This is a genomic window from Candidatus Hydrogenedentota bacterium (assembly GCA_019637335.1).
Classification (GTDB): domain Bacteria; phylum Hydrogenedentota; class Hydrogenedentia; order Hydrogenedentales; family JAEUWI01; genus JAEUWI01.
Window position 1 is genome coordinate 44,825 of the sequence record JAHBVV010000022.1, and the last position, 24,331, is coordinate 69,155.

Genomic DNA, 24,331 nt, shown 5'->3' on the forward strand with positions numbered 1-24,331 from the left:
TTCCTTACGCTGTCCACGGCCACACTCCCCCCCGGGCGGCCATAGAATTCCTTTCCTGCCCTTTGTTATCATGCGATGGTAGCAGATAGGGCAAAACCGACACCAGATCCCGGTCTGGAGGCCATAGCGTACAATGCCTCACAAGGCGGAGACAGTTTCGTAGTGTTAAAACAGATCGTCACGGCCGGACTTACGGCCATCTTCGGTACCGAAAAGGACCGTGAAGTTAAGAAGTTCATGCCCGTGGTCGAGGCGGTGCGGGCGCTGGAAGCGCGCATGGTCGCCATGACCGACGCCGAATTGCGCCGCCAGACCAGTATCTTCAAGCAGCGGCTTGCGGCGGGGGAGACCCTCGATGACCTGCTGCCGGAGGCTTTCGCCGCCGCGCGCGAGGCCGCCAAGCGCGTCGCCGGCATGCGCCCCTTCGACGTGCAGATCATCGGCGGCGTCACCCTGCACCGCGGCAATATCGCCGAAATGACCACCGGTGAAGGCAAGACCCTCGTCGCCATCCTGCCCGTCTACCTCAACGCCCTCACCGGGCGCGGCGTGCACGTGGTCACCGTCAACGACTACCTCGCCCAGCGCGACGCCGAGTGGATGCGGCCCATCTATGAATTCCTCGGGCTCACCGTCGGCCTCATCCAGCAGGATATGGATCACCTGGAGCGCAAGGTGGGATACCGCGCCGACATCACCTACGGCACCAACAACGAGTTCGGCTTCGACTACCTCCGCGACAACATGGCCAAGCACCCGGATCACCGCGTCCAGCGCCACCTGAACTACGCCATCGTGGACGAAGTCGACTCCATCCTCATTGACGAAGCCCGTACCCCGCTCATTATCTCCGGGCGCCCCGAAAAAAGCAGCGATCTCTACATCAAGGTCGATGAGGCCGTGCGCAAGCTCCGCAAGGGCGAAGACTTCGAGATGGACGAGAAGCAGCGCCACATTATCCTCACCGACGACGGCATGGATCACGTGGAGCGCCTCCTCGGCATCGACGACCTCTATACCAGCGAGACCATCGGCTGGGCCCACCTGATCGAACAGTCCCTCAAGGCCTACTACTTCTTCAAGCGCGACAAAGACTACATGGTCCGCGACAACGAAGTGCTCATCGTCGACGAATTCACCGGCCGCACCATGGAGGGCCGCCGCTATTCCGACGGGCTCCACCAGGCCCTCGAAGCCAAGGAGCGCGTCCCCCTGCGCTTCGAGTCCCAGACCATCGCAAGCATCACCTACCAGAACTACTTCCGGCTCTACGAGAAGCTTGCCGGCATGACCGGCACCGCCGTCACCGAGGCGGCGGAATTCGACAAGGTCTACAAACTCGACGTTACCCAGATCCCGACCAACCTGCCCATGGCCCGCGCCGACGAGACCGACCTCATCTTCGCGACGGAGAAAGGCAAGTTCCGCTACGTGATCAACGAGTTGAAGGCCATCCGCGACGCCGGACGGCCCGCCCTCGTGGGCACCGTCTCCATCGAAAAATCCGAATTGCTAGCGCAGATGATGGAAGAGGCCGGTCTGACCGACTTCCAGGTGCTCAACGCCAAGCACCACGAGCGCGAAGCCTCCATCATCTCCAACGCGGGCAAGGCCGGCGCCGTCACCATCGCCACGAATATGGCGGGCCGCGGCACCGACATCAAGCTCGCCGAAGGCGTCCGCGAAGCGGGCGGCCTCTACATCATCGGCACGGAGCGCCACGAATCCCGCCGCATCGACAACCAGCTGCGCGGCCGTTGCGGACGCCAGGGCGACCCCGGCTCCACGCGCTTCTTCGTCAGCCTGGAGGACGATGTCGCGCGCCTCTTCGGCGGGGACCGCGTCAAGAAGCTCGTCGATTTCCTCGGCAGCGAGGAAATGGACGAGGAGCCCCTGAGCCAGCGCATGGTCTCGCGCACCATCGAACGATCCCAGCGCCAGGTCGAGGAATACAACTTCGAAATCCGCAAGCACGTGCTCGAATACGACCAGGTCATGGACAAGCAGCGCAAGTACATCTACGCCATGCGCCGCGACGTGCTCGAAGACCGCGACGTGACCGAGCAGCTGCGCACCATGATCGAAAACACCCTCGGCGATGTGGTGGATGAGTACGCCCCGGAGGCCGTTCCCCCGCAGGAATGGGATCTGGAAGGCCTGGAACGGCGCTTTGAAGCCCTCTTCAACTTCACCCCGGAACTCCCCGAAGACGAGGGCGAGGAAGCGCAGGGCGGCGATCTCGTCCCCGCGCTGTTCGAACAGGTGATCGCCGAGTACGATCGCCGCGAGGACATTATGGCCGATGAGCTGCGCGAGAGTTTCCGCGCCGAGATCGGCGGCAGCGAGGAGGGCATCGATTTCGATCAGCTCGCCCGCAAGCGCGTGCACGACCTCGAGCTCATGGCCCTCCTGCGCGCCGTGGACGACAAGTGGATCGATCACCTCTACGAGATGGACTACCTCCGTGAGTCCGTCCGCCTCCGCGCCTTCGGCCAGAAGGACCCCCTCCTCGAATACAAGCAGGAAGGTTTCGAGATGTTCCAGAACCTCGTCCGGAGCATCGAGGAAAGCGTCATCACCACCCTTTTCCGGATCACGGATCCGGAAGTGCGGAAGAAGCGCGCCGCAAGCATCCAGCGCGGCACGCTCACCCAGCAGGAAGACCCCTTCGCCCAGCTGAGCCAATACCACTACGTCGCCGCCGACAAGCAGGCCGACAGCAGTTTCGCCAGCTTCGACACGACGCGCTTTGACCTGGCCGGCCAGCCCGAGGACGCTCCGCAGGCGGGCCAGGCGACCACCGTCAGGACGGAAGCCGCCCGCAAGAAGCCCAAGCCGCAGCCCGTTCGCGCCGAGAAAAAGGTCGGCCCGAACGAAAAGTGCCCCTGCGGCAGCGGGAAAAAGTACAAGAAATGCTGCGGAAGCAACGGCTGATTGTTGCTTCCGCCATCACGGCCTTCTGGCTCGTGATGGTGGCGCTCTTCCTGGCGCGCCAGGGATGGTTCGCGGCGCCGCCCGATCCGCCCCCGGCGGCCCGCGCCGATCTCCCGCGCGAGCAGTGGATGGGAATCTTCCTGGAGGATGGCAAGCGCGTAGGCTACCTCCACCTGCGCACGGATCCCGCCGCCCGCGACGGCGTGCCCGGCCAGGATCTCGCCCTCGACGCCCGCCTCGAAACACGCCTCTTCGGCATGAGCGCGGGCATGGCCATTTCCGGGGAGGCGTGGACGGCTGAAAACGGCGAAACCGCCAATTTCTCCTTCGCGCTTACCTCCGGCGACCACAAAATGGGGGCGGAGGGCGCGCTGTCGGGCGGGCGGCTGATCGCCACCCTCCAGACCGGCGGCCAGGCAATCCCGCTTGTATTCCCGGTCCAATCGCCGCTCCTTCCGGCCTCCGCCATGGGCTTGACGCCCGCCGGCATGCCCGATCTGGAGCCCGGCGAAAGCGTCACCATCCCGGCATTCGACCCGCTCGCCATGAAAATGGGGGAGGCCCGCATCGAATGTGTGGGAAACGAGCTGATCGCGGCGGCCGGCGTGGAATACGGCACGCGGGTCTACGCCACCACCATCGGCGGCCTCACCAGCAAAGCCTGGGTCGCCACCGGCGGCGAAGTCATCCAGGCGACCACACCATTCGGCTTTACGCTCCGCAAGATCGCCCCGGAAACGCTCGCGGAAGCCACCCCCGAAGCCGATCAGGGCGACATTATCCAATCGCTGGCCATTTTTCCCACGGGGGAGACGGTCTGGATCGACGCAACACGCCTCCGCGTCCGGATTACCGGCATTGACCCCGAGAAGCTGCCCCACGATCCGCCCTGGCAAGTGCGCGAAGGCGACGTGCTCGAAATTCGCCAGCCCGCGCCCCTGCCCGCGCCGGGCGATCGCCCCGCCGGGCCGGAATTCGACACCGTACCGTACCTCGAATCGGATCCCTTCATCGCCGCCGATCACCCCGAGATTATCGAGCGCGCGCACGCGATCGCCGGGGACGAAACCGACCCCTGGGCCAGGGCCGTCCGCCTACACGAATGGATGTACGAAGAAATTGAGAAAATTCCCGTGCTCAGCGTGCCCAACGCCCTCGACGTGCTACGCACCGGCCAGGGCGACTGCAACGAGCACGCCGTGCTCTACGCCGCGCTCGCCCGCGCGCTCGGCATCCCCTGCCGTATCGCCATTGGGCTCGTGTACAGCGATATGCTCGGCGGCTTCGGCTACCACGCCTGGCCCGAGGTGTACCACGGCGAATGGTACCCCATCGACCCCACCCTCGGGCAGCTCGCCGCCGACGCAACCCACATCAAACTCTTCAACGGCGGCCTCGACGCCTGGATGCAGCTCGCCGGATACATCGGGCAGATGGAAATCGAAGTGCTCGAAGTCGAATAACCGTCAGGACACAGATATTCGCGTCCGCAACAAAGTAGGATAGCCGTCCCGGCTGTCCACGCGCCGAAGGCGCAATGGCTCGCGGACATTCCCCGCGGCAACGCAAGTTCGCCTCTCCCACAAAACCCTGCGCCACAACACGAGCCCGGACCAATGGGAGCGCGGGCGGCCCGCCCGCAAAGCGCCGAAGGCGCAAAGGATCGCGGACATTTCCGCCCAGGCGGACCCTCGGCCTGTCCGCGGCAACGCAAGTCCGCCTCTCCCACATAACCCAGCGCCACAACACGACCCGGACCAATGGGAGCGCGCCCCCCCCCCCGCAAAGCGCCGAAGGCGCAAATGTAGGACAGCCGTCCCCGCAACCCCAGGCGCCAATCCTCCCTCACATGGCGCCAACATGCGTATCATTGCTACCCTGTACGCCGACGCATCAAGAATCCATGCCCGAGGAAAGAAGAAAGCCCCGGATGACATAATACGCCCCGCCCCCCGCAATTATTGTAGACCCGCCCCGGGCGCTCCGCAAGGGGACGCTGAAACAGAATCGGATAGCCGTGATACAGACCGAACAACTTACCAAGCATTTCGGTGCAAAAATCGCCGTGTCCCCGCTGGACATGTTCATCCCCGAGGGCACGTTTTTCTGTTTTCTCGGCCCGAACGGCGCCGGCAAAACCACCACCATCAAAATGCTCACCGGCCTGCTGCGCCCCAGCGGCGGCGTCGCCCGGGTGGGGGGGATAGACATCCAGCAAGACCCCGTCGCGGCCAAACGCCTCCTCGGCTATGTGCCGGATCACCCCTTTCTCTACGACAAACTCTCGGGACGCGAGTTTATGCGCTTCGTCGCCGGCCTCTACCAGCTCCCCGAGGCGCACTACCGCGCCCACTGCGAGCCCCTGCTGGAAATGTTCGAAATAAGCCGCGTGGGGGACCAGCTCATCGAAGACTACAGCCACGGCATGCGCCAGAAGCTCTCGTTCGCCTCCTGCTTCCTTCACGACCCGAAGATCGTCATCGTCGACGAGCCCTGGGTCGGCCTCGACCCGAAAAACATCCGCTTCGTGAAAGACTTCCTCAAGCAGAAAACCCGCGAAGAGGGCCTGACCGTCTTCATGTCCACGCACACCCTCAGCATTGCCGAGGAAATCGCCGACCAGATCGGGATCATCAACGAGGGCAAGCTCCTCCACATGGGCACCGTCGCCGAGATCAAAGCCCTGCACAAAAACCCCGGATCCCTGGAGGAAGTCTTCCTCGAACTCACCAGCACCCGAGACGAGGGAGCCGCATGAACCAGGTCTGGACTGTACTCTGCGCCAAAGCCCGCATGGCCGGCCACCAGATCGCCGCCGTGCGCCACGAGTCCAAGCTCAAGGTCGCCGTCCTCAGCCTCTCCGCCGTGGGCCTCTGGTTCGCCGCCGTCGAACTCTTCCACCGCGGGTTCGGCTGGCTCATTGATTTCGGCGGAGCGGGCGGCAGCGAATTCGCCTTCGGCCTGGCGCTCCTGCGCCAGAGCCTCAGCATCTTCGCCCTCTCGATCTTCCTGCTTCTCATCTTCTCCAATACCCTCGTCGCCTTCTCCACGCTCTACCGCTCCCGCGAAGTGGTTTACCTGCTCCAGGGCCCGATCCGATTTACCGACTTCTTCTATGCCCGCTTCATCGAGAGCGCCGCCTTCAGTTCCTGGTCCCTCGCCTACCTCGGCTCGCCCCTCGTCATCGCATACGCCATGAGCACCGGCGCGGGACCCGCCTTCTACGCCGCCGCCGCCCTCGTATTCCTGCCCTACGTCGTCATCCCCGCCTGCATCGGTTGCGCCATCACCATCGTGCTCGTGCGCTACTTCCCCCGCATGAAACTCCCCGCCGTCGCCCTGCTCGGCGGCGCCGCGCTCGCCGCCTTCTTCCTTTATATCCGGAGCATCATCCGCAGCGCGCGCGTCTCCGAAGACCGGACCTTCCAGGCGATACTCTCCGCGATGGAGCAAACCCAGGCGGATATCCTGCCCAGCTACTGGGCCACCGAGGCCATCCTCTCCGCCGCCGACGGCGACTTCGCCGACGCCGCGTTCTGGTTCCTCCTCCTCTTCTCCACGGCGCTCATGGCCCTCCAGTGCACCGCCTGGCTCGCCGGCCACATGTTCTACCCCGGATGGTCTTATCTTATGGGGCAGGACCGCCAGCGCCTCAAACCGCTCGGACGCGGCCCGATGGCCTGGGCCGGCCGCGCGCTCCGGATTCTGCGCGAGCCCTATCAATCCCTCTTCCATAAGGACATTAAGCTGTTCTGGCGCGACCCCACGCAGTGGTCACAGTTCGTCATCTTCTTCGGGATTATGGCCATCTATATCGCCAACATCCGCGGCTCCTCCCGGATCTACGAGTCCGAGTTCTGGCGCGGCTGGATCGCCTGCCTCAACGTTGGCTCCGTCATGCTCATCCTCGCCACCCTCACCAGCCGCTTCGTATTTCCCCTCATCAGCCTCGAAGGCCGCCGCATCTGGATCCTCGGCCTCGCCCCCCTGACCTTCCGCCAGCTTATCTGGCAGAAATTCTGGCTCAGCGTTACCCTCACCGCCTTCTTCACCGTCGGGATCGCCGTCCTCTCCGCATCCATGCTCCGGCTCGAACCCGTCTACTTCGGCCTCACCGTCTACAGCGTCCTCGTCTCCACCTTCGGCCTTTCCGGACTTGCCGTCGGGCTCGGCGCGCTATACCCCACCTTCACCGAAGACAACCCCGCGCGCATCGTCTCCGGCATGGGCGGCACCCTCAACCTGCTGCTCAGCATCGCCTTCATCTCCTGCATCGTCGCCGCGCAAGTCGTCGTGCTACAGTCCAAAGCGCTCGGGCTCTTCCACTCCGAGGCCCAGTATCAGACCGCGCTCTTCTCCGCCGTCGCCGGCGTGACCTTGCTCAGCGGGCTCTGCGCCGCGCTCCCCATGCACCTCGGCCTCCGCAACCTCAACCAGCTGGAGCTCTGAACCATGCATCACCTCCGCGTCTCCTCGCGAAAGCACACCGAATTCATCAACATCGATCGGGAAATCCAGCACATTGTCACCACGGCGGGTATCCAGGAGGGCGCGGTCCAAGTCTTCGTCCCGCACACCACCGCCGGCGTCACCATCAATGAAAACGCCGATCCCGACGTCGTCGCCGACATGGCCCTGATCCTCGACCGCGCCATCCCCTGGGACGCCGGATACGCCCACGCCGAAGGCAACTCCGCCGCCCACGTCAAAGCCAGCATGATGGGCAGCTCCGTCACCGTGTTCATTGCCCAGGGCCGCCTCCAGCTCGGCGCCTGGCAATCCATCTACTTCTGCGAATTCGACGGCCCCCGAAACCGCCAGGTATGGGTACGCCTCAGCACAAGCTAGAACCACAACCGCCCCCGCTGCCCCTGTCGTCCCTGTCGTCCCTGTCCACTGCCATTTTTCTATCACCACGCAAAATCAAAAAAAATCAAATAATCCCCCGTTGACAATCCGGGTATATTGAACTAAAGTAAAACTCGATTCGGATAACACGGGCAGTGTGACCACCGGGCGCGACGGCTTCACCCGTCGCTCCAGCGACCCACGCCAGGCGCCACACACCGCCTCGTGAACGCTGGGAGATTGGCTCCCGTAAGAGGAGAGGACCCACCCCCATAGTCCCATAGTGTATTCATCTATTATGCTTTAATGCCAATCTTATTGGAGGCTCTGTCTGAACATGAAGAAACGCGGATTCACCCTCATCGAACTGCTGGTGGTTATCGCGATCATCGGTATCCTGGCCGCCATCCTGCTGCCCGCGCTGGCGCGCGCCCGCGAAGCCGCGCGCCGCGCCAGCTGTCAGAACAACCTCAAGCAGCTGGGCCTGGTCTGTAAGATGTTTGCAAACGAGTCAAGTGGCGAGCGCTACCCGCGCCTCGCCGTCTTGCGTTCCTGGGACGACACCGAAACCTATTCCCCCGCGGGCGCCTCAGTCACCACGAGCGCCGGTACCTTCACCGCACTCGGTTACAGCGAATGCGGCTACATCAACGGCATTGGCGTAGGCGGCCCCGCCAGCGCCGGGTCGGGCGAGGTCAACCTGGAATTCGTCATGGATGGCCAGCTGGTATACCCGGAATACCTCACCGACATGGGCGTGCTGATGTGCCCCTCCGATTCCAAGGGCAATGTCGTTGCGGATGGCAAATGGAATATTAACGGGGACCCCAATCTCGGCATCGACCGCTGCGCCCAGACCGCGGAGTCCTACACGTACGTCCCCTGGCTGGTCGACCCCGTGTGGACCCACGTGACCAACGCCAGTCCGAACCAGCAGCCCCCCGCCCCGAAGATCCAGTTCATTCAGGACGTGGGCGCCGTTATCGTACAGCTTGTCGGCGCCGCGGCCACCAACAACGTCGCCGGCGCGGAGATGATTCTGGAGCGCGATATCAATCTGACGCTCACCGGGCCGACCCTCGACCCGCCGAGGCCCGGGCTCACCGCAATGCGGCTCCGCGAAGGCATTGAACGCTTTCTGATCACCGATATCAACAACCCCGGCGCCTCGGCGAAGGCCCAGAGCGAAGTGGTCATCATGTTCGACCTCATCAGCACGTTCGCCCAGGAATATAACCATATCCCGGGCGGGACCAATGTGCTCTTCCTCGACGGCCACGTCGAGTTCTCCAAGTTTCCCGGTGAATTTCCGGCGACGGTCGCCTTTGCGGACATCGTGTCGCGTTTTTAGGATACCGCTCCGGTTCCGATTCGGGCCGGGAGTCGCGCACTCCCGGCCCGGCTCGTTTTGCGGCTCCCGGTGCATTCGTGCGCGTCGGTGTTCAATCGTGGTTAGAAATGCGCCCGCATTCAAGCATCCATTCCATCTGCGTACAAGAAATCACCCTGTGCGCTCTTTGTGGCTTCCACTCCAATCCGGGCGGTTGTGCCGGGACTGGCGGAGATGCGCTATACTCCGGCGGATGAACCTGAAATACCGGAACGCGGAATGATGCGACGCTTCCTATCCATACTTGCGGCGGTGGCCGCTTCGCTGGCCGCTCCGAGAGACTCCGCGGCAAGCGCTACCCTTTCGCTTGCCGTCACGGCGGGGAATGTTCCGCCGGGCGGCCTGATTGGATTGCAGGTCCGGTGCGAAGGGGCCGCGCCCGACGCCCTGGTCGTGAAGATCGCCTTCGACACCAACCGTCTATCCGTATGGGGCGCCGCAACCGGGGCCGCCGCCGCCGCGGCGGAGAAAGCGATGATCTGGCGCGCGACGGAGGACGGCGCGGCGCTGGTGCTCTATGCCGGCGCGGGGGAAATGTCGCCCGGCCACGCGGCCACGGTGTACCTGGAGGCGGAAAGCGGCGCGGCCGCGGGTCCCGGACTGCTCGCCATTTCCGAAGCATCGGCGGCGACGTCCGACGCGCGCGCCCTTTCGGTACAGGCGGCGGCGGCCTCGCTCACCATTGCGCCGCTGCCGAACCGGCACAGCGCGGACACCAACGCGAACGGCCGTATCGGGCTTGGGGAACTGTTGCGCGTTGTTCAGCTGTACAACACGGGCGCCTACGGCTGCGATCCAGGTTCGGAGGACGGATTCGCGCCCGGCGGCGCTGACCGGAGCTGCGGCCCGCACACACTGGACTTTCGGCCCCCCGCCTGGACCCTGGATCTCAGCGAACTCCTGCGGGCCATTCAGCTGTACAACGCGATCGGCGGGGCCTACCACGCGAATCCGGAGGGCGAGGACGGCTTCGCCCCGGGACTGCCGGACTGAATCCGCGGGCTATCGGGCGTACATTCCGCGGCGGTAACGCTTGGTGGTCCAGAGCGAATCGTCCCAGAAGGCGTCCACCTCATACGTGTCCCCCGCGGGCTTCACGGCCCAGTGGTAGTGCTGGGCCGGCGTCACCGCGTCGTTGAGGCCGATGCGTACACAACGCCCGGCGATATCGTTCCGCATGGCCGCGTGAAAGTACAACTCCACATTGTCTGAATGGGCGGGCGGGATTCGGTCCGGAACGATCTCGGCAAACGCATCAACAAAGCGATTGGCCGCCGCTTCCAATTGCGGATCGACTTTCCAGGCGTAAACAATTCGCGGCTGCAGCCGGGCCGCGCCAAGCAAGACACCCGCGTACAGTACGGTGGACTCGCGCAGTGCGGCAATGCATATCGGATCGCGTGCGCGGCAGGCCAGCCCGACCAGGGAGATGTCGTCTCGGGCGACGGCTTCGTCGCGGGCCACTTCGGTCAGCCGCAACACGTCCCAATGATCAATTGGAACCTTCTTCAACGCGAAATACAACGCGTCTGAACGGGACGGCAACAGGGATTCGTTGGAAGGGGCCACACCAAAAACGGGGGATTGCACAACGCGGAGCAATTCCGCAAATGCCGGGAGGGCGTCCACGCGCGATCGCGAGGACGCGGGTTTTCCCTGGAGTCCACGCATAATTCGAAAGTAGAGTTCGAGCTCGGGGCTCTCGGTGTAGTACCCCTCGATTGGGACATCCAGCGGATCCGCCCCGAGCGCGCCCGCGACTTCCCGCGCCAGGGGCAGCAGGCGCTCCACCTCGTGGGCCTTCATGGCGTCCCGGTAGAATTCATCCAGACCGAGAATGAGCTCCCGGTCGCCCACGGTGCGCGTGATGGTGTCTCGAAACACGGCGAATCTCCGGAGTCCAAGTAGCGTTGAAGCTGGCGGTGCTCACAGGACCTAATACGGAATCACCGACACCAGCAACGCCACCGCCTGCGCACTGATGGCCTCTTCGCGCCCCTCCGGCCCGACGCCTTCGTTGGTCTTGGCCTTCACCGACACCATGTCCGCGGAAATATCCATCGCCGCCGCCAGTTTCGCACGAATAGCGTCGATATGGGGGTTGAGTTTGGGGCGTTGCGCGACGACGGTGCTGTCGATGTTTTCCACCCTCCAGCCCGCCTCCAGCACGCGGTCGCGGGCCAGCCGAAGCAGAACGAGGCTGTCCGCATCCTTGAACTTGGGATCGTTGTCGGGGAACAGCTGACCAATATTGCCAAGATTCGCCGCGCCAAGCAGGGCGTCGGTGATGGCGTGGGCAAGCACATCGGCGTCGGAATGGCCGGCGAGGCCCTTTTCGTGGGGGATTGTGACGCCGCCGAGGATCAAGGGCCGGCCCGCTTCGAGGCGGTGCAGATCGTAGCCCTGGCCTATACGCATCCGATCCCCTTTCGGATGAAGGTCTCCGCGACATGCAGATCCGCCGGGCGCGTGACCTTCAGGTTCTCCGTCGAGCCCGGCACCAGCTTCACCGGATGGCCGCAATGGCGAACGAGCGTCGCGTCGTCGGTCCCCCGAAAGCCGCGCCGCACCGCCTCGGCATGCGCGCCGCGGATGATTTCCGCGCGAAAGGTCTGCGGCGTCTGGCAGGCCCAGAGCAGGCGCCGGTCGGGGGTCTCCCGAAGGAAACCGTCGCCGTCGTCCATCAAAATCGTATCGACCACGGGAATGGCCACGGTCGCGGCCCCGTAGGCGGCGGCCGCGTCGATGGAAGCCTGAATTATCTCCGGTGAGACGAAGGGGCGCGCGGCGTCGTGAATGGCGCAGATTTCGGTGTCCGGATCGAGCGCTTCGAGGCCCAGCCGCACGGAGTCCTGGCGCTCCGATCCGCCGGGGACGAAATGGAACGGCTCTCCGGGAAAGGCCGCGCGCAACGCCGACTCGAATTCCGGCCGAAACGGCTTGGGAACGACCACGACGGCGTTGCCGGCGATGCCCAGGCACGCGAACTGGCGCAACGCGCGCACGATAAGCGGCACGCCTTCCACCGGCACCAGCGCCTTGGGTATGGCCTGCTCCAAACGTTCCCCCTGGCCGCCGGCGGGAATCAGCACCTGCACCTTCATGGCTGAACGTCGTTGAACCGCGTGAAAATCATCCGCCCGGCCGCGGTCTGGAGCACGCTCGTCACCACGACCTGAACCATCTTGCCCATGTGCGAGCGCCCGCCGTCGACCACCACCATGGTGCCATCATCCAGGTAGCCCACCCCCTGGCTGGGCTCTTTGCCCTCCTTGATAATCTTGACTTCCATCTGCTCGTCGGGCAGCACCGCCGGTTTCAGGGCGTTGGCAAGATCGTTGATATTCAGCACCACCACGCCCTCAATCTGCGCCACCTTGTTCAGATTGAAATCGTTGGTAAGAACCTTGGCGTGGAACTTCTGCGCGAGGCGCACGAGCTTGCTGTCGACGTCCCGCACATCCTGGGGGTCGTCCTCGATGATCTCGATGACGACCTTGGAGGATTCGCGCTGTAAATCCTTGAGAATATCCAGCCCGCGCCGGCCCTTGGCGCGGCGAAGCACATCGGAGGAATCGGCGATGTGCTGGAGTTCATGCAAAACAAACCGGGGCACCAGCAGCGTTCCTTCGAGGAAGCCGCTGTCGCAGATGTCCGCGATGCGCCCGTCGATAATGACGCTCGTATCCACCAGCTTCAGCGAGATCTTGCCCGCTTTGGATCGTTCGACGGCGGTCAGGAGCGACTGCATGCTCGACGCGCGGGTGAGCCCAAGATATATGCCCACGTAGCCGAATATCAGCACGAAGGTTACGGTGATGAACAGGCGCAGGTTCGGGCTCGCGTCCGGAACCCAGATCAACAGCCACGTGGCGAGCGCGTACCCGAAAACCATCGCAATGATAATGGCGACCATCGCGGGCGCAAGTTTCTCGTAGATATCCTGGGTGATGAAGCGTACAAGCCAGAGGACCAAAACCCCGACCCCGCCGCCGATGAGGCCGCCGATGATGTGCCACGGAAGCGCGCTGCCGTAGTTGTTACCCGGGTTGTTAGTTTCCACGGCCTCACGGGCGTATACGGCCCAGATAACCCCCATGATGAGACAAGAGAAGACAAAGATCAGCCGAATGATTTTTTCGGACATGTATACGCTCCAGTAACTCTACGTTCTGCCCAAACTGCGCAATCCGATCAAATCGCCACATCCCGGTAAATCATTGACAGATATTAGCACAAACAACACCCGATTCCTAGAATACACTGCCGCCCGACGCGCGCAACCCCGCCAATACCGCTTCCACCAATCGGGTCAAGCTGGGTTCCGCCGCATTTGCGGTCGCAATGATCCGCTCGATATCCACCGGTTCGAGTGCATCCGGCAAACATTCGTCGGTAATGACGGACACGCCGAGCACCTTCAATCCGGCGTGTACGGCCACAATGACCTCGGGAACCGTGCTCATGCCCACGGCATCCGCGCCGATAAGGCGCATGAAGCGGTATTCCGCGCGGGTCTCGAGGCACGGGCCACTGCACGCGAGGTACACTCCGCGTTGTGTCTTAATACCCATTTCGAGCGCTTTGGTTTCCGCCAATTCGAGAAGGGCGGCCGTGTAGGGCTCGCACATGTCGGGGAATCGCGGACCCAGCGTGTCGTCGTTGGGCCCAATCAGCGGGTTGTCCCCGATGAGGTTGATGTGGTCGGAAATGAGCATCAGGTCGCCCGCGCGAAACTGGGGGTTCAGGCCGCCGGCCGCGTTGGATACGATCAGGGTGTGCACCCCGAGCGCCCGGGCCACCCGAACCGGAAAGGTCACCTGCTGCAGCGTGTAGCCCTCGTAGTAGTGAAAACGCCCCGAGAGCGCCACCACCGGCGTATCCGCCAGCGTGCCAAAGACCAATTCGCCCGCGTGCGTATCCACGGTCGACGTGGGGAAGTGGGGGAGATCGCCGTAGGGAATCCGGGCCTCGACCTGGAGCCGATCCGCCAGGGAACCCAGCCCCGTCCCCAACACCACCGCGACTTCGGGATGGAGGGTGGCCCGCTCGCGCACCCTGGCGACCGCTTCCTGGACCATTTCACCAAGTGTAGCCATACAACCTCCTCAACCGCTCTTAAACGGGCCTGTTCGCCAATCCTGCAAGAGCGCGTCACGCAATCTCGCTACCGGCGCGCCCGCATCGCGCCATCCAGCGCGCGCCGCACCTCCGCCGCATCCACGCCATCAATACACAATGCCTTCATTCTGGAATGGCCACCCGCCGCCAGGGTGATGCGGCGGCGGCGGATCCCAGTCAAGTCCGCGAGAAACCGGATCAGCGCCTGATTCGCGGCGCCCTCCGCGGGAGGCGCGGCAATCGCAACCCGGTAGTAGTCCTCGGTAGCCTCCAGCACGGCGTTTCTCGCGGCCCCGGGCTGCACCTTTAAGCGCAACAGCGCGCCGCCCTCCCGATCTTCCACCGCACCGGCCGACACCGCTACTGGGCGGCCCGAGCCGCTTCCGCCTCGCGATCCGGAGCGCCGGCGGGTTCTTCTTCGGCGGGCGCCTCCTTTTCGCCGCTACCGAGGGCCTTTTCGGTGTGCGCGCCGCCGGCGGCCTCGGCAACCTCGGTCACGTCCGGCTCCGCGGGGGGCGCGGCGGGCGTTTCTTCCTCCAGCTCGGGCGCTTCTTCGAGCCAACGCCCCATCCGGCGGAATTTCTCCTGGCGTCGCTCCAGGGTCCATGCGCCCGCGTCGGCTTCGGCCAGAAAGGCGCGGATCTCCTCCGACACCGACTGGCAGGCCGCGTCGGGGTCGCGGTGTGCGCCGCCGTTCGGCTCGCGCAGCACCGAATCGATCACACCGAGGCCGAGCAAGTCGGTCGCCGAAACACGCAAGGCGGAAGCCGCCATTTCCTTTTTCTCCACATCGCGCCAGAGGATCTCCGCGCAACGTTCCGGCGGGCAGATGACATACACCGCGTGTTCAAACATGGCGATGCGATCGCCGATTGCGATGGCCAGTGCGCCGCCGCTTCCGCCCTCGCCCAGTATGATCGAGAGAATCGGCGTATTGATCGAGAAGCACTCGAGCAGATTGTTGGCGATGGCGAAACCCTGGCCATGCTTCTCCGCCTCGAGGCCGGGGTGCGCGGCCGGGGTGTCGACAAACGTAATGACCGGATGGCCGAGCCGCTCGGCCATCTTGAAAAGCCGCAGCGCCTTCCGGTAGCCCTCCGGATGCGACATGCCGAAGTTACACTTCACCTTCTCGTCGGTGTCCACGCCCTTCTGCTGGCCGGCCACGAAGACCGTGCGGCCCTGAAACCGGGCAATCCCACAGACCATCGCGGCGTCATCGCCCAGCGCCTTGTCGCCGTGAAGCTCCACGAAGTCCTCAAAGATCCGTTCCACGAACGTGCGCATGCGAGGCCGCTTGGGGTGGCGAGCAAGCTGCACGCGCTCCCACGGTGAAATATTCGCGAATATGGCCTCGCGCTGCGCATCCCGTTGCTCGCGCAAGGACTCGCGCTCTTCCTCGGTTTCAGCTTTCTCTATCTGCGCTTCGATGTCGTGCAACGGTTGCTCGAAGGGCAGGACGATCTCGGTGGTGTTCTTTGATCGCATGATCTGCACGATTCGTTGATCCCATACGTGGTGAAAGGCGCGGCCAGAGGGCACAGGCGCCCGGGCAATCCCTACTGCGGGGCAAACACGCCTATTGTAACACGGTCGCCCCCGGAATGCAGCCCGGCTTTTCCCGCCGGAGAAAATGGAAAACCTCGGCGGGGCGAGCGCCCGGCCGAGGTTTAGAGTGGCGATTGGTGTTTCGAGTTAAACCGTCTCAAGTATCTCGCCGAAGTATTCCTGGTAACATTCGGCATGCCAATACTCACCTTCAAGGTCCACGGCTTCACCAAACTCGAAATCGACGTCCTCAATGTGCTCATTGCACAACGTGCACTGTTTCATGGTTCTATTCACCTCCATTTCATTCTGGTCTTAGTACGCTCTTGTGCACGCATACTTGAACGGCTTTTACCACAAGCGACGCAATAAGTCAAGAAAAAAAATACGAAACGGCGAATTTTTTTGAAATTAGGGATGACAAAAAAATCAGTTTGGTAAATTAATCAATATAAACCGTTCAAAATAAACTACTTCCAATGTGTTAAATTTCTGCGGATTTTCGCGTTCAGACCGGAATTCCGCAATCGGAAATCTGCAATTTTTTCGCCGAATAGGTCCCGTATACCCCGCATGGCCGCCGAAAAACGGATCGCCGATCAGTCCAGTTCCGGCGGGACAATCCGCGCGATGACGGGCATGTGATCGGACGGAAATCGGCCGTTTTCGTGGCGCGCGTCGATGGCGCACGCCGTCACCCGAGCGCCGGGCGAGACGAGGATCCAGTCAATCCGCCGGTATTGTTCCGGCGCGGGAATGGCAAAGCCGTTCCAGGTGTTCGGGTCCCCGGTTCGAACCGCCGCTTCATTCCACGTATCGAGGAGACCGCCCTCGGTAAGGGCCTTCCAGGGCGCGCTGGTTTCCGCGTTCGCGTTGAAATCGCCAGTGAGCACCACGAATTCGCCGGCGTGCAATTCCCGGATCCGGGCTTCCAGCATTCGCGCGCTTTCAAGGCGCGCCTGTTCGCCCCGGTGGTCGAAATGGGTGTTGTAGAAATAGAAGGTCCGCCCGGTGGCGCGCCGGTAGAACTTCACCCACGAGGCAATGCGCGGGAGGGACGAATCCCAGGACTTGGAGCCGGGCGCGCCGGCTGTTTCCGAAAGCCAGAAATGCCCCGATTCCAGGGGGATCAGGGCGTCCTTCCGGTAGAGAATCGCCGTCATCTCGCCGGTCGCGTCCTCCTGGCGTCCCAAGCCGATCCAGGCGTAATGCGGCAGCTGATCCGCGAGATACTGCGCCTGGAAGTCGAGGCATTCCTGCGTCCCGATGATGTCCGGATCGTATTCCTTAACGAGCGCGACCAGGCGGTCGCGGCGGAGATCCCAGGCGTCCGGACCGTCATTTGCGGAACCATAGCGCAGGTTGTAAGACATCACAGAGAGTTCGGGGGCCGGGGCGCCGGTCGCCAGCAGGGCCGACGCGGACAGCAAGAGCGAAACGAGAGACATGGAACAAACTCCGGGGGTGGAGGTTCGGATTGGCGCGCCACCGGCTATCCGGTGACGCCGCGCGCCGCCGATACCGGCCCGAACCCGCTGAGGCTGCGGTGTGATTGGAATCAACGCCGCCTATGCTGGCAGAATACCGCTGCTGGACGCAACCGCCCGCCGCGCGGCTCCGCCGCCGGCCCCGCGCGTAACCTTCCCCGTACCCGGTAAAGATCGGATGCCGCATGACCCACAACGCCCCGCCCGCCATCCACCTCGTCGCTGTCTCGGGCAGCGTGCGCCGCGATGGCTATACGCGCCGATTTCTTGATCTGATGATCGGCATGCTCGAAGCCTACCCCGGCGTTACCGTGGATTGCATCGATCCGGCGGATTTTCAGCTGGCCTTTCCCGGGCAGCCGGAGGCCGGCGCCTTCCAGCGGGCGCTTACGGACCGCGTGACGCCCGCCGACGGCATTCTGCTGTCCACGCCGGAATACCACGGCAGTTACAGCAGCGTGATCAAAGTTCTCATTGATAGCATGGGGTATCCATCGGTCATGGCGGGGAAGCCAGTATCCTTGCTGGGCATCGCCACCGGGCGGCTGGGCGCCATCAAGGCCCTGGAACACCTGCGCAGCGTCTGCTCCCATGCCGGCGCCATCGTGCTTCCCTACCCCGTTTCCGTGGCGGAAGCCCACAATCGAATGGACGCGGCGGGGGCCTGCACCGACCCCGACATCAACGAACAGATGGCGCAATGCGCGCGCCAGCTCGTGGCCTATACCCGCTCGCATGCGAGCCTCAAGGGCTGACCCGGCGCTACTCCGGGAGATCCTCCGCCACTTTCTCCACCACTTTTTTCTGGACGAAGCCGAGTTTGATGAAGGAGCCATCCGGGTTTTCCCAGATGTGCCACGCGGTAACCGTCGGCGCCACGTACGCCGACTCACCGGCGCTGTAGGTGGACTCCTGCCGGTCCGACTCCGCGCCGAGCACATCCCGCGCCTGCGGGTACGTCATCCCGTGGAGAATTTCCTCAAATTGCGCCTGGGTAAACGTCGGGCGCGCGGGCGGCGCGGGTTCCTGGGGAGCCGGCGGGGGAGGGGGCGGCGGCGGATCGCCGCAACCGGCCGCCAGCGACAAGGCAAGGCAAGCCCCAATCAGGCCGTTCCAGCGCCAATGACCGTTCCAGCGCGCATGACCCGGATTCTTCATAGCCCATCGATCTCCACACGGTTTCTGCCGAGTTCCTTCGCGCGGTATAGAGCGCGATCAGCCGCTTCCACCAGCGCGGCGGGCGCGGCCAGATCGCGGCGGTGCTGCGCGACGCCAATGCTGGTGGTCACGTGAAGATCCTGTCCGGTGGCGCCTCGAAAGACGTGCGCACGGACCAGGGCGCACAGCTTGTTGGCAAGCAACGCGGCCTCCTGCAGGACGGTCTCGGGGAGTACTACGACCATCTCTTCCCCGCCATACCGGCAGCAAATGTCGGAATCGCGGGTGTTTTCCTCCAGCAACCGGGCAAACTGCTGCAAGACCAGATCTCCGGTCTGATGCCCGTGGGTATCATTAAACTTCTTGAAGTGGTCGATGTCAAACAACATGATCGAGAAGGTGCGGCTATAGCGGTCGGCGGCCGCGAATTCCTCTTCGAGCCGCAGGTCGAAATAGCGGCGCACGAACAGCCCGGTCAGGCCATCGGTGACGGCGAGGGCATAGAGTTTGGCGTTGTGGATCGCGATGGCGATCTGCGCGCCGAGCTGCCACAGGAGGATCTGGTCCTCCTCCTGGAATGGCTCGCCATCTTCCGGATCTTCGAGCACGAGGAGGCCAAGCGGCTCGTTCTTGGCAATAAGCGGAATCAACGCCGCGGCCCGGTTCCCGTCCCACTCGAGAACCGCCGCCCGGCTTTCCAGGGCCCGGCCGAAACGCGGGCCCCGGGCGGAGATTGTGTCCTCCGCCAGGCGCTCCCGCGTGATCAGGTCCTTCCCGTACCGCGCGACCACCGGCTGAAGCGTGCGCCCGTCCTTGCTCAATTCGTAGACGGTGACCCGGCGCACGTTCAAGGCCCCCTGCACGACGGTGGCGATGATGGGGAGGGTTTCGTGCAGTTCCAGGGTCTCGGTGATCGCCAGGCCGATCTCGCGCAGGGTCGACAGGTGATCCACCTGCCGGACCAGCTGCATGTTCCGCCGGTACAGCGCGTCAAAATCGCCGCCGGTCTCGGGGAGTTTTCTACCCACCAAATCCCTCCTCTTTCACCGCCCATATTAGCACGCGGGCCATAGCGGCGCCACGTGGGGGCGTGGCCGTTTGTCCGGCGCCCATGCCGTCGGTTACACTCAAACCGGGGATGGTGGACCTTCATTCATCAAGGAATCAGGCGTTTGCTTACGGCCGTGCGTCTTTTCAGTGTCGAGCTGGTGCAGAATCTGGCGGTCCTCGTGGCCGTTTGCGCCATTTCCGGCGTTGTGGGGCGTCATCTGCGCGAATCGGCCGGTGCGCGCGCGCTTCAGGGGCTTCTTTTCGGAAGCGCGGCCGTCGTAACGATGCTGGCCCCTTTTCAGTTTACCGCTGGCATCCAGTTCGACGCGCGCTCGGTGGCGCTCAGTGTATGCGGGGCCTTCTTCGGCCCCGCCGCGGCGCTGACCGCCGCGATCCTGGCGGCGGCGTGCCGGATCGCCCTGGGCGGAGGCGGAACGCTCACCGGACTCCTGGTCATCGCAAGCTCCGCCGCTATCGGCGTACTGTTCTTCTACCGGCGTCCGGCGTCGGACACGGCCCGGTTTCTAGCAACGATGCTCGCCCTGGGGTTGGCCGTGCACGCCGTGATGCTCGCGCTCATGTTTACCCTGCCCGGTGGCGCCGCCTGGGAAGTCCTCCCCTTGATCGCCCCCACGGTCCTGGTCTTCTATCCGCTCGCAACGGCCCTCATCGGCACCATCCTTTCCGATCAGTTTGAAGCCCGGGCGCTCCTTCGCCGGGTCGCGGAAAGCGAGGAGTCTCTCCGAATGGCGGGGGAAGTGGCGCGCGTGGGCGGCTGGTCCATCGAGCCGGCGACCGGCGCCATGCAGTGGACGCCGCAGGTGGCCGCAATGTTGGATCTGCCCGCCGGCCACCCCCCTGAGCTTCAGGAGGTGCTCAAACTGTTCCCCCCGGCGTCGCGCGCCGCCGTGGACGCCGCATACCAGGCGTGCGCCCAAAGCGGGGCGCCCTTTGATCTGGAAGTGGAACTCTTGACCGCGCGAGACCGGCGGATCTGGGTCCGAACCATCGCGCGCCCCGAGCGCGATCAGGCCGGATCGATTGTCCGAATACAGGGCGCGGTGCAGGAAATCACGGTTCTGAAGGATTTCGAGCGGCTCGTGGCCCAGAGCGCCAGTCGGTTCCACCAGCTTGCCGACACCGTCCCATTGTTCGTGTGGACCGCGACGCCCGACGGCACGCTCGACTTCACAAATGCGGAATACAAGCGATACGCCGGATCTCCCGAAGATGCGGATCCCGGCAGTTTCTGGATCGGGACGGTCCATCCGAGCGATCGCAAACGCGTGCTGGAGACCTGGGAAGCGGCTGTGCGGCAGGCCGAGCGCTACAGTTGCGAATTTCGCGTTCGCCGGCACGACGGAGAGTACCGCTGGCACTGCGCGAGAGCGCTGCCGCTTCGGGACGAAAGCGGCGAGATTGTGAAGTGGTGCGGCACGGGCACGGACATCCATGACACGAAATTAAACGAGGTAACCCTGTCCCGCATGGCCGCGCGCCTGCGCACGACGCTAGAAAGCATCACCGACGCGTTCTACATACTGGACCGAAACTGGCGCTTCACCTATCTGAATTCCGAGGCCGAACGCCTCTTGCGCCACACGCGCGAAGAGATGCTCGGCAGGCGCCCGGTGGACTTCTTCCCGGACGCGATCGATGGCGAGGTCGCGCAACGGTACAGCCAGGCATTTCGTTCGGGCGAGGCCGCGCATTTCGAGACCTATTTCGAACCCTTTGGGCAGTGGTTTGAAGTTCATGCCTATCCCTCGGACGAAGGGCTGGCCGTATATTTCCGGGACATCACCTCGCGCGTCCAGAGCGAGGCGGAACTGCGTGCGGTGAGCAACCGGCTCCAGAATCTGCTCGAATTCAGCCCGCTGTTGATCACCGAACTTGATTGTGAAGGCCGCTACCTGATGGCCAACAAGGCGGTGGCGAACCTCGTGGGGCGTCCAGCGGGCGAGATTGTTGGCCGCCACCTCTCCGAGTTGCTTCCGCCCGATAGCGCCCGGCTCTTCCTATCGCGGATCCAGCAGGTTCAGGCGTCGCGGGCGCCGCTTTTCGTGGAAGACCTCTTGCCCATGCGCGAACAGGCGCGCACCTACTCCACAGTGCTGTTTCCCTTGTTGGACGAATCGGGCGCGGTGGCTTCCGTGGCCGGTGTCGCCCAGGACATCACCGAACAAAAGGCCGCCCGGGAGGAGCGCGATCGCCTGGAGTCCCAGTTGCGCCAGGCCCAGAAACTTGAAGCCGTCGGGCAGCTTGCCGGCGGCGTCGCGCACGATTTCAACAATATGCTGGGCGTCATACTCGGGCACGCGGAAATGCTGCTTTCGGCCATACCGGAAGACGACCCGATCTACCACCAGCTTGAAGAAGTGCAGCACGCCGCGACACGATCGGCGGAATTGACCCGCCAGTTGCTGGCGTTCGCGCGCAAGCAGACCATTGCGCCGAAAGTGCTCGATCTGACCGAAACGGTCTCCGGAATGCTGAAAATCCTGCGGCGGCTCGTGGGCGAAGACATTACCATCGAATGGAGGCCCGGCGGCGGCGCGTTGCCCGTGCTCGCGGACCCGTCGCAGGTGGATCAAGTCGTCGCGAATCTGGCGGTAAACGCCCGCGACGCCATCGGCGGCAACGGCGCGATCACCCTCGAAACCGCGGCCGCCACCTTCGATGCGGCGTACTGCCAGCGCCATCCCGGTCACCTGCCGGGCGAGTATGCCGTCATCGCGATGCGCGATACGGGATGCGGGATGAATGAGGAGACGGTGTCGCACATATTCGAGCCATTCTTCACCACCAAAGCCCAGGGCAGCGGAACGGGCCTCGGGCTGGCCACCGTCTACGGCATTGTCCAGCAGAATCGCGGCTTTGTCACCGTCTCCAGCACGCCCGGGTCGGGCAGCGATTTCCGCGTGTACTTCCCGATCTTCCGCGGCGCGGCGCCCGCCAGCCCCGCGCCCCCGCCCGAAAGCCATGCGCCGGGTGGCGAGGAAACCGTACTGCTCGTGGAGGACGAGGCCGCGCTGCTCCAGTTAAGCAAGCGCATGCTCCAGGCGCTGGGATACAACGTGCTCGCGGCGGATACTCCGGGCAAAGCGATTGATATTGCCTCATCGTTCGAGGGTCGGATCGATTTGCTGATTACCGATGTGGTGATGCCGGAGATGAATGGGCGCGAACTGCGCGAGAAACTCGATACGGTGCGCCCGGGCCTGCGCACGCTGTTTATGTCGGGCTATACCGCCGACGTGATAGACCGGCGGGGCGCCCTGGACAGCGGAGTTTACTTTCTCTCAAAGCCCTTCAAGATCAAGCAGCTGGCCGCGATGGTGCGCGAGGCCCTGGATCGCGCCGGAGCCTCGTGATCCGCCCCGATCGGGATGTCGATATTGCCTGGCGATTACCGTATCATTGGCTTGGACCATTAACCGTCTGAACGCGCGCATATACGGCGCGCCTCCTGGAGAATGACGTATGCAAAGCGTAAGGCCGTCCCTTCATCGTTCCTCTTTGAAGGCAGGTATCCTGCTCCTGGCCGGAATTCTGCTTCCGGTGGTGATGGTTGCCGCCCGGGATTCCCCGCCGGACGACGAGGCGGCGGTGCGCGCGGTGGTGGAACAATACTTCCACGGGATCATCGCGTACGACGAGGAAGCGCTGAGAAATGCCTTTCACCCCGACGCCGCGGTCATCGGGTTGAACAAGGAAGGCGAGACGGAAAGTGTGCGGTTTGACGATTGGGTGGTCTACACACGCGGAACCGCGCCCGACGCCACGGGGCGCAACAATACGATCGTCAGCGTGGATATAACCGGCACGGCCGCCGTAGTGAAGACGGATCTGAACTGGCCCCACGTCCGCTACACCGATTACCTCTCGCTCATGAAGAGCGGCGGCGAATGGCGCATCGTCAACAAGATCTTTCACCGCGGCGCCCCGGGGGAAACGCTCTGACAGCGGTTTGGCGACGGCCGGCAGGTTGCGATTGCGAAATCGAGCGCGCATCCACATCGGCCTGCCCCCCGGGATTGCGAGACCCGTTGAGAATTCGACATTGCCGCGCAATTGCCGTATCATTCCCTTCCTTTTGTTAAAATCGCGGACCCGCGCCACCGGCGCCTCCCGCGGGAGGAATGGAAATGCCCAGAGTACGGCGGGCCATACTGAGTTGCTTTGACAAGACGGGCGTCGTCGAGTTGGCGACCTTGTTGCGCGATCTGGAGGTCGAACTGATCAGCACCTCCGGCACACTGACCGTGTTGCGCGAAGCCGGAATCGACGCCCTCAGCATCGAGGAGTACACCGGCGTGCCCGAGATGATGGGCGGGCGGGTCAAGTCGCTCCATTCGAAAGTGCACGCCGGCCTGCTCGGCCTGCGCGACAACAAGCTCCACTGCGAGCAAATGCAGGCCTACGAAATGCACTGGGTGGACATGCTCGTGGCCAACATCCGCCCGATGCGCGATATCACCGGCCAGCCCGGCGTTACCACGGAGGAAGTGCTCGACCAGACGGACATCGGGGGCGTCGCGATGATCCGGTCGGCCGCGAAGAACTTCCGTTTTGTCACCTGTGTGGTCAATCCCGACCGCTACGCCTCCGTAATGCACGAGCTGCGGGCGCTCGAAGGCGAGGTTCCGTTTGCGGCGCGCTACCGGCTCGCACAGGAGGCGTTCGCGCTGACCGCCGAATACGACCGCGCCATCGCGGACTACCTCGAAAGCACCGTTCCTCCCGAGGAATAGGTGGACGGACCAACCCCAACACAACGCGCTTGCGCCGGCTT

At 63.7% G+C, this 24,331-nt stretch carries 21 protein-coding genes and 2 pseudogenes; 12 read left to right on the forward strand and 11 right to left on the reverse strand.

What is annotated here, in order from left to right:
* Positions 1–75: 75 nt before the first annotated feature.
* From secA to KF886_19660, 8 genes and pseudogenes are all read left to right on the forward strand, one after another.
* Positions 76–2,934, forward strand: coding sequence for a preprotein translocase subunit SecA (gene secA / locus KF886_19625; GenBank protein MBX3179573.1), 2,859 nt, complete (start codon positions 76–78; stop codon positions 2,932–2,934).
* A complete protein-coding gene (locus KF886_19630) occupies positions 2,913–4,397 on the forward strand; it encodes a transglutaminase domain-containing protein (GenBank protein MBX3179574.1) in 1,485 nt (494 codons plus the stop codon). The genes secA and KF886_19630 overlap by 22 nt, the downstream gene beginning before the upstream one ends.
* Positions 4,398–4,951: 554 nt before the next feature.
* The gene (locus KF886_19635; GenBank protein ID MBX3179575.1) at positions 4,952–5,692 is read left to right on the forward strand and encodes an ABC transporter ATP-binding protein; all 741 of its coding nucleotides are present in this window, start codon (positions 4,952–4,954) and stop codon (positions 5,690–5,692) included.
* Entirely contained in the window at positions 5,689–7,383 is a 1,695-nt protein-coding gene (locus KF886_19640; protein MBX3179576.1) for a hypothetical protein, read from the forward strand. Before KF886_19635 ends, KF886_19640 begins: the two co-directional genes overlap by 4 nt.
* Before the next feature lie 3 nt (positions 7,384–7,386).
* Positions 7,387–7,782: a secondary thiamine-phosphate synthase enzyme YjbQ gene (locus KF886_19645; protein ID MBX3179577.1), complete on the forward strand. Its 396-nt coding sequence runs from the start codon at positions 7,387–7,389 to the stop codon at positions 7,780–7,782.
* Between the two features lie 337 nt (positions 7,783–8,119).
* Positions 8,120–8,203 (forward strand): annotated as a pseudogene (locus tag KF886_19650) (prepilin-type N-terminal cleavage/methylation domain-containing protein).
* Positions 8,204–8,278: 75 nt separating this feature from the next.
* Positions 8,279–9,133 carry a hypothetical protein gene (locus KF886_19655; protein MBX3179578.1) on the forward strand — a complete coding sequence of 285 codons (855 nt, stop codon included), beginning with the start codon at positions 8,279–8,281 and terminating at the stop codon, positions 9,131–9,133.
* Positions 9,134–9,391: 258 nt separating this feature from the next.
* The gene (locus KF886_19660; protein ID MBX3179579.1) at positions 9,392–10,165 is read left to right on the forward strand and encodes a hypothetical protein; all 774 of its coding nucleotides are present in this window, start codon (positions 9,392–9,394) and stop codon (positions 10,163–10,165) included.
* Between the two features lie 9 nt (positions 10,166–10,174).
* On the opposite strand, the gene KF886_19665 is transcribed toward KF886_19660, so the two are convergent.
* The 9 genes and pseudogenes from KF886_19665 to KF886_19705 form a co-directional block, all read right to left on the reverse strand.
* On the reverse strand, positions 10,175–11,056 hold the full coding sequence (locus KF886_19665) for a hypothetical protein (protein MBX3179580.1): 882 nt from the start codon (positions 11,054–11,056) through the stop codon (positions 10,175–10,177).
* 51 nt (positions 11,057–11,107) lie between these two features.
* Entirely contained in the window at positions 11,108–11,590 is a 483-nt protein-coding gene (ispF, locus tag KF886_19670; GenBank protein MBX3179581.1) for a 2-C-methyl-D-erythritol 2,4-cyclodiphosphate synthase, read from the reverse strand.
* Positions 11,581–12,276, reverse strand: a complete 696-nt coding sequence (gene ispD / locus KF886_19675; GenBank protein MBX3179582.1) for a 2-C-methyl-D-erythritol 4-phosphate cytidylyltransferase — start codon at positions 12,274–12,276, stop codon at positions 11,581–11,583. The genes ispF and ispD overlap by 10 nt, the downstream gene beginning before the upstream one ends.
* Complete coding sequence (locus tag KF886_19680; protein ID MBX3179583.1) at positions 12,273–13,319, reverse strand: TRAM domain-containing protein; 1,047 nt, start codon at positions 13,317–13,319, stop codon at positions 12,273–12,275. The genes ispD and KF886_19680 overlap by 4 nt, the downstream gene beginning before the upstream one ends.
* A 106-nt stretch (positions 13,320–13,425) precedes the next feature.
* On the reverse strand, positions 13,426–14,271 hold the full coding sequence (locus KF886_19685; protein MBX3179584.1) for a purine-nucleoside phosphorylase: 846 nt from the start codon (positions 14,269–14,271) through the stop codon (positions 13,426–13,428).
* 68 nt (positions 14,272–14,339) lie between these two features.
* Positions 14,340–14,609 (reverse strand): DUF167 domain-containing protein, encoded by a 270-nt coding sequence (locus KF886_19690; protein MBX3179585.1) that lies wholly within the window; start codon positions 14,607–14,609, stop codon positions 14,340–14,342.
* Positions 14,610–14,845: 236 nt separating this feature from the next.
* Positions 14,846–15,781 (reverse strand): annotated as a pseudogene (locus tag KF886_19695) (acetyl-CoA carboxylase carboxyltransferase subunit alpha).
* 207 nt (positions 15,782–15,988) lie between these two features.
* On the reverse strand, positions 15,989–16,126 hold the full coding sequence (locus KF886_19700; protein MBX3179586.1) for a hypothetical protein: 138 nt from the start codon (positions 16,124–16,126) through the stop codon (positions 15,989–15,991).
* Positions 16,127–16,440: 314 nt separating this feature from the next.
* Positions 16,441–17,289, reverse strand: coding sequence for an endonuclease/exonuclease/phosphatase family protein (locus KF886_19705; protein ID MBX3179587.1), 849 nt, complete (start codon positions 17,287–17,289; stop codon positions 16,441–16,443).
* A 224-nt stretch (positions 17,290–17,513) separates the two neighbouring features.
* Between KF886_19705 and KF886_19710 the strand changes: the two genes are divergently transcribed.
* Positions 17,514–18,083, forward strand: a complete 570-nt coding sequence (locus KF886_19710; GenBank protein ID MBX3179588.1) for an NAD(P)H-dependent oxidoreductase — start codon at positions 17,514–17,516, stop codon at positions 18,081–18,083.
* A gap of 7 nt (positions 18,084–18,090) precedes the next feature.
* Here the strand turns inward: KF886_19710 and KF886_19715 are convergent, their stop codons facing one another.
* Complete coding sequence (locus KF886_19715) at positions 18,091–18,486, reverse strand: hypothetical protein (GenBank protein MBX3179589.1); 396 nt, start codon at positions 18,484–18,486, stop codon at positions 18,091–18,093.
* A complete protein-coding gene (locus KF886_19720; protein ID MBX3179590.1) occupies positions 18,483–19,514 on the reverse strand; it encodes a sensor domain-containing diguanylate cyclase in 1,032 nt (343 codons plus the stop codon). The genes KF886_19715 and KF886_19720 overlap by 4 nt, the downstream gene beginning before the upstream one ends.
* Before the next feature lie 144 nt (positions 19,515–19,658).
* Between KF886_19720 and KF886_19725 the strand changes: the two genes are divergently transcribed.
* The 3 genes from KF886_19725 to KF886_19735 all read left to right on the forward strand — a co-directional run bounded on the left by KF886_19725 (position 19,659) and on the right by KF886_19735 (position 24,290).
* On the forward strand, positions 19,659–22,910 hold the full coding sequence (locus tag KF886_19725; protein MBX3179591.1) for a PAS domain-containing protein: 3,252 nt from the start codon (positions 19,659–19,661) through the stop codon (positions 22,908–22,910).
* A 109-nt stretch (positions 22,911–23,019) separates the two neighbouring features.
* Positions 23,020–23,499 (forward strand): nuclear transport factor 2 family protein, encoded by a 480-nt coding sequence (locus KF886_19730; protein MBX3179592.1) that lies wholly within the window; start codon positions 23,020–23,022, stop codon positions 23,497–23,499.
* A 185-nt stretch (positions 23,500–23,684) separates the two neighbouring features.
* Entirely contained in the window at positions 23,685–24,290 is a 606-nt protein-coding gene (locus tag KF886_19735; GenBank protein MBX3179593.1) for an IMP cyclohydrolase, read from the forward strand.
* Positions 24,291–24,331 lie beyond the last annotated feature (41 nt).